The 13188-nt window shown below is 46.9% G+C and carries 9 protein-coding genes; 4 read left to right on the top strand and 5 right to left on the bottom strand.

Features of this window, described 5'->3' with window-relative positions; all coding sequences use genetic code 11:
- Nucleotides 1-24 precede the first annotated feature (24 nt).
- Genes AC1DLI_RS04720 through AC1DLI_RS04710 form a run of 3 tightly spaced genes read right to left on the bottom strand, consistent with a single transcriptional unit; the run spans nucleotide 25 to nucleotide 2368 of the window.
- Nucleotides 25-486: a S24/S26 family peptidase gene (locus AC1DLI_RS04720; protein ID WP_477600125.1), complete on the bottom strand. Its 462-nt coding sequence runs from the start codon at nucleotides 484-486 to the stop codon at nucleotides 25-27.
- Between the two features lie 11 nt (nucleotides 487-497).
- Complete coding sequence (locus tag AC1DLI_RS04715; protein WP_477600123.1) at nucleotides 498-1880, bottom strand: sugar phosphate nucleotidyltransferase; 1383 nt, start codon at nucleotides 1878-1880, stop codon at nucleotides 498-500.
- A 47-nt stretch (nucleotides 1881-1927) separates the two neighbouring features.
- Entirely contained in the window at nucleotides 1928-2368 is a 441-nt protein-coding gene (locus AC1DLI_RS04710; protein WP_477600121.1) for a PilZ domain-containing protein, read from the bottom strand.
- Nucleotides 2369-2498: 130 nt separating this feature from the next.
- Between AC1DLI_RS04710 and AC1DLI_RS04705 the strand changes: the two genes are divergently transcribed.
- Complete coding sequence (locus tag AC1DLI_RS04705; RefSeq protein ID WP_308994235.1) at nucleotides 2499-2867, top strand: helix-turn-helix domain-containing protein; 369 nt, start codon at nucleotides 2499-2501, stop codon at nucleotides 2865-2867.
- Nucleotides 2868-3213: 346 nt separating this feature from the next.
- Here AC1DLI_RS04705 and gltB read toward each other — a convergent pair whose 3' ends face one another.
- Nucleotides 3214-7818, bottom strand: a complete 4605-nt coding sequence (gene gltB, locus AC1DLI_RS04700; RefSeq protein WP_477600119.1) for a glutamate synthase large subunit — start codon at nucleotides 7816-7818, stop codon at nucleotides 3214-3216.
- 421 nt (nucleotides 7819-8239) lie between these two features.
- Between gltB and AC1DLI_RS04695 the strand changes: the two genes are divergently transcribed.
- Nucleotides 8240-9574 carry a stalk domain-containing protein gene (locus AC1DLI_RS04695; protein WP_477600117.1) on the top strand — a complete coding sequence of 445 codons (1335 nt, stop codon included), beginning with the start codon at nucleotides 8240-8242 and terminating at the stop codon, nucleotides 9572-9574.
- A gap of 6 nt (nucleotides 9575-9580) precedes the next feature.
- On the opposite strand, the gene kapB is transcribed toward AC1DLI_RS04695, so the two are convergent.
- Nucleotides 9581-9976, bottom strand: a complete 396-nt coding sequence (gene kapB / locus AC1DLI_RS04690; RefSeq protein WP_477600115.1) for a sporulation phosphorelay system protein KapB — start codon at nucleotides 9974-9976, stop codon at nucleotides 9581-9583.
- Between the two features lie 202 nt (nucleotides 9977-10178).
- On the opposite strand from kapB, the gene AC1DLI_RS04685 reads away from it, so the two are divergent.
- Together AC1DLI_RS04685 and AC1DLI_RS04680 are read left to right on the top strand one after the other, a co-directional pair.
- Complete coding sequence (locus AC1DLI_RS04685; protein WP_477600113.1) at nucleotides 10179-11294, top strand: MGDG synthase family glycosyltransferase; 1116 nt, start codon at nucleotides 10179-10181, stop codon at nucleotides 11292-11294.
- An 83-nt stretch (nucleotides 11295-11377) separates the two neighbouring features.
- Nucleotides 11378-12793, top strand: coding sequence for an NAD-dependent malic enzyme (locus AC1DLI_RS04680; protein ID WP_477600111.1), 1416 nt, complete (start codon nucleotides 11378-11380; stop codon nucleotides 12791-12793).
- Nucleotides 12794-13188: the final 395 nt, after the last annotated feature.

Here is a 13188-nt window from a genome sequence, read left to right as displayed (position 1 = left end):
CTATATTATATTAGTCAAGCGGCATTAAATAGCAGAAGTTCGATCATAACGTCGATTTGCAATCCATCTAGAAATTTTGGGCCAATACGGAATTTGAAGCACCGCCGCTTCAATCAAGCGTGAGCGCCAGTGATTAGCATATAAGACTCTGCCATCCCTATGAACTGCCTTCAGCTTTCCTATAATATGAGAAAATGGAACCGGTAGCTCCGGTCGATCACAAGTATCACCTCGGAATGTATAAATTGCTGGCTGCTGTTCATCATCCAAATCAATCATACGATATAGCAAAAGTTGTCCTTCCTTGTTTTCAAACAAGCACACATCGCCAATCTGCAGATCCTCTTCACGCACACGAACGAAAGTCGACACATTTCCATCCCGTAAAAATGGATACATTGCGTTACCGTAACATGTTACATCGATGAAGCCTCTACTAGCAATGACCTTCGCAATTATGACAGCCAGCTCATTCCGAACCACCATCTTCTAGTCTCCTATACCGTATTTATTTGACTAGTAATTTCATCCCAGGTGATGCCGAGTCTAATAACATCATCGTCCTTGATTTGCTCACCTGTTTGCACCTCTATTAGCTCCATATTAATTGTTGCGCGCAAACTATGTCTCGCCCGCTCCGGTATCGTAATCGTATCCCCCGGTGCAATGTGCCGGTACATTTCATCCAAAATAAGAACGCCTTCGCCGGATAAAACCGTCCAGGCCTTTCTTCGTTTGAAATGCATTTGATAGCTTGTATTTTGCCCTGCTGCTATAAAAACCCGTTTAGTAACGCTATGTAATCCTGAGGCAAGAACTGCGGTTTCTATTACCCTCGAATGGCCCCATCGTCGTTCCTCATATTTAGGGCGCTCATTCATCGCCTGCAGCTTCGCATTTAGCAGGGAATCAGCATTCTTGCTAGTAACAAGAATGCCATCCGGACTCGCGGCTACAATCACATTATTTAAACCGATTATCGAGATTGGAATATCCAGTTCATTAATAAGCTGTGATTGCTCGCTATCGCTCGATACTTCTCCAATCCCCAGCCTGTCAAAAGCTATTTCCTCCGATAAGGTCTTCCATGTCCCAAGATCCTTCCATCCTCCATCATAGCGAATAACGGACCGTGAGCTTGTTTTTTGCGTAATCTCAGCTTCAAAGCTCGCCTTTGGCATTTTGTAGTATTGTTTATATAACTCATCATAATGAATAGGTAAACTACGACTCATCAGCAGTGTAATCATAAAATCTAACTGGAAAGCATAGATGCCGCTATTCCATAACGCACCGTCTTTTATTAAGGATTGGGCCTCAGCCTCATAAGGCTTTTCCTTAAATGTTTTCACTGCTTGCTCATACATGCCCTCATCCTCACTATGACGGCATGCTTCCGAAATGATGTATCCGTACTGCTCCGATGGATAGCTTGGCCTTGTCCCCAGCATTAACAGCTCCGATCTGCTCTCTCTAATCAGCTTAGGGAGTCCTCTAATACATGAAAAGAATTCACTATCAACATATGCGTCTACTGGCATGACGATGACCGTTTCACTTAATGATACGCCTGCTATTGAATACAAATAAGCCGCAGCAAGCGCTACTGCCGGATAAGTGTCTCTTTGTTCGGGTTCAATAATAACTGGTGTTTTCGCTCCTAATTGTCTCTGCAGCATATCCAGCTGTTGACGACAGGTCGATATCCGTGCATGCTCCTGCAAATCGGCCTCATCCAGCTGTCGCCAAAGTCGTTGGAGCATCGACTCCATACCACCTTGCGGTCCCTCCAAAACAGATAAATATTGCTTTGCACGGTTAGCATTCGATAAGGGCCATAATCTCTTTCCAGATCCGCCTGATAACAATATGATTTTCAAAGAATGTCCCCCTTCTAGCAAGCCTCACTAAACTATCATTGTAATTCCTAACCACTGTAATGCAATCTCTTCGTATTCAATAATCGGCTGTATAAATAATGGATTTTTTGCTGCTGCGGCTGTCTCTCCAAAATCTCTTGATTCATTACGCCAATAATTAAAGAGCGAAGTGTATTGGAACATTCAAATAATACGCCGTGGGCAAATTGATTGTCCTGCTTCGAATTCCACACGATACGTCCTCTAACAATAATTTGCACATTTGAAATCGTCATCCGAAATTCTACGAAATAGTTATGCTGAACGGGCAAATGCAGTCCTGATAAAAAGCATAAGCCATTTTGACTAAGATTAAGCAGAAGCACTGTTGTAGTAGATGGTGTTAACTGTTGACCATCTTTACTGACCAGCCTAAGTTCTGCCTTTACGCCTTCTGTGAAGCGAAGCCTGATGTGGGCGCGCGATACATCGTTTGAATTCGTCGCCATGCTCCATTCCTCCATCATACCTAATTGCTAATTTGATCCTTATTCATTATGAATGATCTTTATTACATGCAAATCTTCCGGTTCCGTACTAAAATAGAAATAATCGCTTTTTTAATACAGGAGGAATTTGATGAGTATCGGTAATCGGCTTGCAGCGCTGAGGGATGAGCGAAGATGGACCCAATTGCAAACTTCAACCGCGCTTGGTATCTCACGCGCAGCATTATCTCATTACGAGAAGAATCGAAGAGAACCCGATTCCGAGACATTATCGAAGTTCGCTGATTTATTTCAGGTTACCGTCGACTATCTGGTCGGAAGAACATTAATTCCCCAGCAAAAATTAACGAATGATGTAAGGCAGTTCGTCGATCACCTCGAGCTTTCTGATGATGAACTGCTTAATAAATACCATCTAACGATCGATGGAAGAACACTTACTGCCGAAGAAACGAAATGGTTTATTTCTCTGATACGGGCCGAACGATTAGAACACTAGCTTGATCTATACAAGAGCGCCATTTTGCTTCGGAAATCCCGATTTGCCTTAGTATGTCATCTATTTCGAGTACAATGACGCTTGAATGCTGGGCAGCCTCTTCATTTGTCATCTCTACTTCATCCTTCAACATAGGATTGGCTCCTAGTAAAATAATAGTAATGATAGAAATAATAACATCATTATACCCGAGTCGCCGGATGGAATATGTCGGTTAGTGGGCGCGGCTTTTTTCTAATTTAGTGGCATTTTGTCGAAAAATAAAAGGGACTGTCGTCTGAAGTAGCACATGCTACTTCAGGGACAGTCCCTTTATTCGATAATATTAATTTTATAGCTTGAATTATTATTTGCCGCCTGCTCTAGCAAGCTCTCTTTTGTTCGCTTCGAAGGCTGCAAGCAATGCTGCTTCGCCTACTAAACCGGTATCCTCGACCTTACGGATCTGTTCAAGCATACGTTTGTAGTCCTTCGGTATAACTTTAACAAATTTCGATAGCGATACATCCCAATCGTTTAATAGACGGGAACCGATCGCGCTCTCTGTATATTGAACATGCGATTCAATCAAACCGCGCAGCTCAGCAATATCCAGTGAATCCTCGAGACGCTCCAGCAATACCATCTCTAAATTGCAGTGGTTGTAGAAATCGCCATTCTCATCATAGATGTAAGCGACTCCGCCTGACATACCGGCTGCAAAGTTACGGCCCGTTTTTCCAAGAATAACGACGCGTCCGCCTGTCATGTATTCGCAGCCGTGATCGCCCACGCCTTCGACAACAACATTAGCTCCGCTATTCCGAACGGCAAAGCGCTCGCCTGCAACACCGCGGATATAAGCCTGACCGCTAGTCGCACCATAAAGCGCGGTATTACCGATAATGACATTCTCTTCGGCTACAAACGTCGCTTTCGGAGAAGGAGCTACGATGATTTTACCGCCGGAAAGACCTTTTCCGACATAGTCATTCGAATCGCCTTCAATGGATAACGTAATACCTTTCGGTACGAATGCGCCAAAGCTTTGACCAGCCGTTCCAACAAAGTGATAAGAAATCGTATCTTCTGGCAATCCAACTGCACCGTATCGGCGAGTAACCTCACTGCCCAGAATCGTTCCGACTACGCGGTTCGTATTCAGGATCGGGAAAGTGCCCCTTACGCGCTCACCATTCTCAAGCGCTGGTTGCGCGAGAGGAACCAGCTTCTGCATATCAAGCGATAGCTCAAGGCCATGGTTTTGTTCTTGAATATTATAGCGTACTGCATCTTGAGGAAGATCCGCTTCATAGAGCAAGCCTGAAAGGTCGATGCCTTTTGCTTTGTAATGCTCGCGAAGCTGTTTCGTTTCAAGAATATCAACACGTCCAACCATCTCTTGGATGGTACGGAATCCTAGCTCTGCCATAATCTCACGAAGCTCTTCAGCAATGAAGCGCAGGTAGTTAACCACATGGCTCGGATCACCCATGAATTTCTTGCGAAGATCAGGGTTTTGTGTTGCAACGCCTACCGGGCAAGTATCCAGCTGGCAAACACGCATCATGATACAGCCAAGCACAATCAGCGGAGCAGTCGAGAAGCCGTATTCTTCGGCGCCAAGCAGCACAGCAATCGCAACGTCACGGCCATTCATCATTTTACCGTCTGTTTCAAGAACTACGCGGTCACGTAATTTGTTAAGCATGAGAGTTTGGTGAGTCTCGGCAAGACCAAGCTCCCATGGCAGACCCGCATGACGGATGGAGCCCATTGGTGAAGCGCCCGTACCACCATCATAGCCGCTTACCATGATCACATCTGCGCGGCCTTTCGCTACACCAGTTGCGATCGTGCCTACGCCAACTCCGGATACCAGCTTCACGTTGATGCGGGCGCGCGGGTTAGCATTTTTCAAATCATGAACAAGCTCCGCCAAATCCTCGATTGAGTAAATATCGTGATGCGGCGGCGGCGAGATGAGACCTACGCCCGGCGTAGAGCCACGAACCTCTGCTACCCAAGGGTATACTTTAAGACCAGGCAATTGACCGCCTTCACCAGGCTTAGCGCCTTGAGCCATTTTAATTTGTATCTCGTCTGCATTTACCAAGTAGTTGCTCGTTACGCCGAAACGACCCGATGCAACCTGTTTAATCGCACTGCGTCTTGAATCACCGTTCGCATCAGGAATGAAACGAGCAGGATCCTCTCCGCCTTCGCCTGTGTTCGATTTGCCGCCTAGACGGTTCATCGCAATAGCCAGGCTCTCATGCGCTTCTTTACTGATCGATCCAAACGACATCGCACCGGTCTTGAAGCGTTTCACGATGGATTCAAGTGATTCAACTTCTTCGATCGGAATCGCTTGACGTCCTTCCTTGAATTGAAGCAAGGAACGAAGCGTTAGATGCTTCTTGTCTTCACCCTGTACGAGTGCCGAAAACTTTTTGTAAAGCTTGTAGTCATTTGCACGGGAAGCCATTTGCAGCGTATGAATCGTCTGTGGAGTGAATAAATGGTCTTCGCCGTCTTTGCGCCACTGGTAATCGCCGCCGGAGTCAAGCTCCTTCTCGCCGCCCTCTTGCTCAGCAAATGCACGGTTATGGTGCTTCAACGTTTCTTCCGCGATCACATCAAGGCCGATACCGCCGATGCGGGAAGGCGTCCATGTGAAGTACTCGTTAATGACATCCTCTTTCAAGCCGAGCGCTTCGAAAATTTGCGCGCCGCGGTAAGATTGAATCGTCGAAATTCCCATTTTAGACAATATTTTAATAACGCCTTTGGTGGCTGCTTTAATAAAGTTTTTCACTGCTTTGTCATGCGATACGCCGCGAAGCATACCTTGACGGATCATATCATCGAGCGTTTCGAAGGCAAGATAAGGGTTAACTGCATTTACGCCGTAACCAAGCAGCAAGGCAAAGTGATGCACCTCACGCGGTTCACCCGACTCAAGTAGGATAGCTACTTTCGTGCGAGTGCCTTGGCGAATAAGGTGATGATGCAATGCCGAAACCGCAAGTAAGGCTGGAATTGCAGCATTATCCTTATCGACGCCGCGGTCGGATAGAATAAGCAGGTTATGACCTTTCGCAATTACACGGTCAGCCGCTTCACACATTTGTGTTAGAGCACCACGCAAGCCCGCTTCTCCTTCATTCGCAGGGAAGAAGATCGGAAGCGTAATGGAACGGAAGCCTGGACGGCGAACATGGCGCAGCTTTGCGAATTGCTCATTCGATAAAATTGGCGTATCCAATTTAATATGACGGCAGCTTTCAGGCTCAGGGTTCAAGAGATTACGCTCAGGACCAATGGTCGTGCCTGTCGCAGTAATGATTTCCTCACGGATTGCATCAATCGGAGGATTCGTAACTTGAGCAAACAGCTGCTTAAAGTAATTGTACAAACGCTGAGGGCGCTCAGACAATACTGCAAGCGGTGCGTCGTAGCCCATCGATGCGATCGGCTCCGCGCCGCTGCCAGCCATTGGCTCCAGCACTTTGCGTACATCCTCGAACGTATAGCCAAACGCTTGTTGTCTCATTTGAACCGTAGCATGGTTTGGTTCAGGCAGCTCAGGCGCTTCCGGCAGGTCTTCCAAATCAACAAGATGCTCGTTAAGCCACTCGCGGTAAGGATGCTCCGTCTCGATCTCCGCTTTTACTTCCTCATCGGAGATGATGCGGCCTTTCTCTGTATCGACAAGCAACATGCGTCCTGGACGCAAGCGGTCTTTGTACAAGATATCTTCTGGCGGGATTTCAACGGTACCCGCTTCTGAACCGAGAATAATATGATCGTCTTTCGTTACATAGTAACGTGCCGGACGTAGTCCATTACGATCAAGCACCGCGCCGATTTTCACGCCGTCTGTAAAGCCAAGCGCAGCCGGTCCATCCCAAGGCTCCATCAACGTGCTGTGGTATTCATAAAAAGCTTTGCGCTCATCACTCATGTTCTCATGGTTTGACCAAGGCTCTGGTACCATCATCATTGCAGCATGTGCCATGGAGCGGCCAGACAAGAACAGGAACTCGAGCGTATTGTCAAACATAGCCGTATCAGAGCCGTCAGGGTTAATGACAGGCTTGATTTTCTCGATATCGTCACCGAACAACTCTGTTGCAAACAAAGTTTGACGAGCATGCATCCAGTTCACATTACCGCGAAGCGTGTTAATCTCGCCGTTGTGGATCATGTAGTGGAATGGATGCGCGCGTTCCCAGCTCGGGAAAGTATTCGTACTGAAACGAGAATGAACAAGCGCCATTGCCGATACAACCGACTCATCGTTCAGCTCGGTGTAGAACGAGCGAACTTGCTCAGTCGTAAGCATTCCTTTGTAAACAATCTTTCTCGAGGACAAGCTCGAGAAGTAAAACATATTGCCGCCTTCTTTGCCGGCATAACGAATCGCAAGCTCAGAACGCTTACGAATCACGTATAATTTACGTTCAAATGCCATATTGTCTTTCAAGCTATCGTTCATGCCGATAAAAAGCTGACGGACATAAGGCTTAACAGCTAATGCGGATTCACCCAGCTTCTTGTCATCCGTTGGAACCGTACGCCAACCGATTACCGATTGGTTCTCTTCTTGAACAATCGATTCCACTTCACGCTCAATAGCGACGCGGGCAGCTTCATCCTGCGGCATGAAAATCATACCTACGGCATAATGTCCTTCGACAGGCAGTACAATTTCTTGCTTCTTTAATTCAGCTGCAAAAAATGCATGCGGAATTTGAAGCAAAATACCTGCTCCGTCTCCGGTATTCGGTTCGCTGCCTTGACCGCCGCGATGCTCCATATTCTCGAGCAGCATCAGCGCTTGGCGGATGACCGTGTGTGATTTTATTCCCTTGATGTTGGCCACAAAGCCCATGCCGCAAGCATCTTTCTCGAATTGCGGATCATAGAGCCCCTGCTTCGGCGGCAATCCCAAAATATGTTCTTTCATTGTGTGCAACCTTTCTATGAGAAGATTTTTGGGTAAGCGTGAACGTGTTGAAAATAAGCACCGATGAATACGCATTACGCTTCATTTTTGGCTTGTTTTATCATAGAATGGTAGTCAGCGAGGCGCATCGGCCTGCTCCTTGCCATTCGTAAGCTAAACGGCTGCAGCTCTGCCAAAGAGCACATCCGTCTAATTGACCATATACCGGGCCTATACCGCGACATTGCGATTATTATATTATTTTAACATTAGGCCATAGCGGAATCAATTTAATATTTTCATAATTATTTGCACTATTTTACTACAACCGCAATCGCTGAATACTGTCCTCTTGCTGAGCAGTCCCCGTTTTAACGCGAAATATAAGCATAGCACAGTTCACTGCTTATATTTTCTTATATTTTATCAGAAGGAAGTGTAGATGTTGTATAGCAAGTTAAGGAAAGTATCATTCCGCGTATTGGCGTCCGTTATCATCTCGAGCTTGATGGTAAATGCCTTTACTTCCTTTCTTCCCTCAACCCGTTCCACAAGCATCCAAGCAGCATCCCAAACAGRCAAAGCAGCTGACAGCAAGACCTATCATATCRTTGCGATTGGGGATTCCGTAACCGCCGGCTACGAGCATGGGTTTACCGAGCATGCGGTCCCATACGGCTTCGTAGAGCATGTTTACGAGCAGGCACTCTTCCATGGACTCCGTTCAGACTATTTAAACTACGGCGTGCTTGGGCTCCGGACAGCAGGCCTTAAGCGCTGGATGGATGCCGTAGTCAATGGAGTTACTGTAAAAAGCTCAGATATTCAGAGCAGCCTTCCAGATCCGCGCGCAGACCGAATATTCGCCGAATCAAAGCTGCTTCGATCCGCTTTAGGCAATGCTGAGCTCATCCTTATGACAATCGGCGGCAACGATATGTATGCCGTGCTGGAGAAGCTCGAGGAAGGCGCTGACCAAGCTGAAGCGACAGCTGTACTGAACAAAGCTTTGGACATTTACGAAACGGAGCTTGAGGCATCCCTTCGGTTGATCTTAAGCCTGCAGCCGAAGGCTAAGATTGTTGTAGCCGATCAATATTTGCCTATTCCAAAGCCCGTAAGGATCGGCGCATTCGTTTTTCCATTATACCCTGAGGCTGACCGTTTGTTTCTCGAGGAAAGCGTTAAAAAGCAGCGTGAGCGGCTTAACAAAATTGTCGGTCGACTGACAAAAGACGGCATGCAAGTGAAAATAGCAAATGCGGCGTCTGCGTTTATCGATAATGAGTTAGCCTACACATCGATTGCCGATGGGGACATACATCCTAGTAAGGCTGGCTATGCGGCAATGGGGAAAGTTTTTGCAAAGGCCATTTGGGGAGATTATCGCGCGGTAAAACCAAAAGAAGACGGGGAACTCGTTTCAATTGTCCTTAATGGCAAAGAAATGATTAGCACAAATAAACCGCTTCTTGTCCAAAATCGAACCTATGTACCGCTCCGCAGCATCGCGGAGGCCATGGGCGCAACGATATTATGGAACGAAGCCACACGAACCGCTACGGTTAAGCTTGAGAACGGTACCGTTGCTATTACCGTAGGCTCAGACATTATTCGTGTTAATGGCGACCCCAAACAGCTGCATGCACCGCCTGCCTTCGTTCATACGGCCGGCAAGGCGAGAACCCTGTATGTTCCGCTTTCCGCTTTGTCCGAAGGCTTGCAGTTCCAGGTCGTCTTTCGTGAAACTTTAAAAACGGTCTTCATTAATAAATAAAAATGGTTACTTGTATTCCTTCAAAAGCTGCTGCATTTGTTCAAGTCCTTTGGCCGTCCAACGGTGTAATCGGTCCAAAGCCGCAATCTCTGCTTCTGCAGCAGCCCTTAGCGACACGCCGTACTCTGGAATTGTCCCGGAATACGACTTCACATCGCGGAGCAAAACAGTTGTTTTCTCCGTATAGCTAAGCGCGCGTCTCTCGTGGAACATAGGCACATCCGGATTGTAAGGATTATGAAGATCGCCTTGCTCCGGATGCTTTAGTACAGCCAATATCTTGACTAGGGCGCGTGGTCCGTTTATTTCGATAAGCTCCCCGACATAATGTCCGGAGCGCACCTCGGCTTTAACGTTATCCCCTATTTTAAAATTCTGATCGTTCTGATTTATCGGTTCCATTAATATCATCCTCACTTATTATTTTATTATCACTTGTAAAATATATGTAAATATAGTTGACTCTAGGGATACATATTATAATTATACGCGCTTCTTCATTCAAGGATAAATTATCCTAAGCGCTATTCGCAACCCTGATGGATAAAACTTGTATTACTCGCACTTGCATCGTAATATGGAATTAGAAAAGTAGGTGGAATGAATGCGTAAGAAAAGAGTGCTTCTGCTCTCTGAAGGCTTTGGCTCCGGTCATACTCAAGCTGCCTATGCGCTCGCTGTCGGACTAAAGCAGTTAAGTCCGGGGATTCAGACCCGCGTCATCGAGCTTGGAAAATTTCTTAATCCGGTGCTTGGTCCATGGATTATATCTGCATATCGCAAAACAGTAAGCAAACAGCCTAAGATGGTCGGTCTTATGTACCGCAGCAACTATAAAAAATCATTTAATCGCCTTACTCAGCTTGCGCTTCATCGCATGTTTTATACCCAAACGTCACAGGTCATCTCCCAGTTGAAACCGGATTTGATTATTTGTACGCATCCGGGTCCGAATGCGGTTGTGGCAAGACTCAAGCGTTTAGGGCTGGACATGCCGCTGTACACGCTTATAACGGATTACGATGCACATGGCTCTTGGGTAAACAAGGAGGTCAACCGCTACCTTGTTTCCTCGTCTCTCGTGAAAGACCGGCTTATCGAGAAGGGCATCGTGGAAGATCGAATCGAAGTGACAGGTATCCCCGTACATCCGAATTTCTGGCATACATACGATAAAGAGGAAATACGAGAGCAGTATCATTTAAAAAACATGCCGACCGTACTCATCATGGGCGGCGGCTGGGGAATTATGTATGAGGATAATGCCCTCGAATACATGACGAAATGGCGGGAAAGCACTCAGCTCATCTACTGCGTGGGCTCGAATGAAAAGATGAAGGAAAAGATGCTTTCTGATCCGCTATTTCAGCATCCGAACATCCATATTTTGGGCTTCACCCGGGAAGTGAACAAGCTGATGGATGTGTCCGATCTGCTCATAACGAAGCCTGGTGGAATGACCTGTACGGAGGGCATGAGCAAAGGAATTCCGATGCTGTTTTATGAACCAATCCCCGGTCAAGAGGAAGAGAACTGCGAATATTTCATTAGCAACGGTTTTGGCGAAATGCTCGACTCGAACGATACCGTCGATCGATGGTTCTCGCTCATCCACGAGCCTTACGCCTCTGGTCAATTCAGGGACGGTCTGCTATCCAAACGAAATCAACAATATGACCCCATGAATTGTCCGAACGCCGTACTGCGACTAATGCAGTGACGGCTTTCTTTTTTAAACGGGATCGAAGCATAAATTGTGTACCCTTATCCAAATAGTATAACTGATGAAGGGAGCTGTTTAGTATGAGTTCACTAATGACAGACGGTAAAACAATTATTTTGAGGATTGAAATCGATACGAATATCGCGCAGTTTGGACGTGCGGCTACAGCCATTGAGCAGGCGAAGGGCGACATCATCGCGATTGACGTCATACATACAGACAAAAACAAAAGCTTGCGCGACTTAACGGTCAAAATTACAGAGCATGGCGCAGCTGAACGGCTCACGGCGGCACTGAAATCATTAACGGGAATTCGTTTAGTCCATATTTCCGACCGCACCTTTCTGCTTCATTTGGGTGGGAAAATTACGATTCAGCCCAAAACCCCTATCCAGAACCGTGACGACTTGTCCCGGGTTTATACGCCAGATGTCGCCAGGGTTTGCCAGGCTATTTTTGATGAACCGTCAAAAGCATATACGCTTACGATAAAAAGAAACATGGTGGCAGTCGTATCCGACGGGAGCGCCGTGCTTGGTCTAGGAAATATCGGACCCTATGCGGCAATGCCTGTCATGGAAGGGAAAGCGATGCTGTTCAAGCAATTTGCTGACGTTGACGCATTCCCGATTTGTCTCGACACGCAGGACACGGAAGCCATCATCGCCACCATAAAAAACCTGGCTCCTGCATTCGGAGGCATTAATCTTGAAGATATATCTGCACCGCGCTGCTTCGAGATTGAACAAAGGCTTCGGAAGGAGCTCGATATTCCCGTCTTTCACGACGATCAGCACGGCACTGCCGTTGTCCTATATGCTGGGTTGCTTAATGCTCTTAAGCTGACAGGCCGCACCTTGAGCGAGACTCGCATCGTGATCTGCGGTATCGGGGCAGCAGGAACTGCCTGTACGAAAATGCTGCTTGCAGGCGGCGCCCAGCATATTGTCGGCGTAGACCGCGAAGGTATTTTGACCGCCGACCGCGAGTATGACAACCCCATGTGGCAGTGGTACGCAGAGAATACGAACGCTCAACGGAAAAGCGGCGGGCTGGCTGAAGCATTAAACGGAGCGGATGTGTTTATAGGCGTATCGGCTGGCGGAATATTAACGCGGGCCCATATCGAAACGATGGCCAAGGATCCTATCGTATTCGCAATGGCTAACCCTGAGCCGGAAATAAGACCAGAGCTGGCTGAGGATATCGTTGCGGTGTTCGCAACCGGCCGTTCGGATTACCCGAATCAAATCAATAACGTGCTTTGCTTTCCTGGCATTTTCCGGGGCGCTCTCGACAGCCGGGCTGCTACCATTAATGAAGAGATGAAGCTCGCAGCCGCAGAGGCCATTGCCTCAGTGATTAGCGATGAAGAGCTGAGCCCTATGTACATCGTGCCTAGCGTCTTTAACACCCGTGTTGTAGAAGAGGTTCGCCGCCGTGTTATCCAGGCCGCGCAGCAAAGCGGTGTCTCTCGCCGTCAAATTCGGGAATAGCCGCTGTAAATGTCGTGAAGCACACGCCGCTAAAATATGGGTATCCCCCGTATTTTAGCGGCGTTTTTTCGGCTTGCAATAAAACTATACTAGGCCATCACTCCTTAAGGCGTCTGCGACTATTGGACTTTGAGTATAAACGGTTCGAAAATTGCTTAGTCAAATAGTTAAAAAAGTGCTTGAAACCTGCGAGCGGGCATACACGTATTCGTTCTTATGTGCCGGATTTGGATAACATGCGCTTCTATCTCTGAACCATAAAATAAACTTAGTAAAAACACATGACAACTATCATCTTCTTAACCGTATTAAATATGCTATAATTAAAATATCAAGCGCTAAAGCGCTTTTTCAACAAACTGCAGCATATATTAGCAAAAAAGGGAATTTCCACA

The organism is Paenibacillus sp. 01T443, from assembly GCF_056398325.1.
This window is presented reverse-complemented; position numbering and strand designations above follow the sequence as displayed.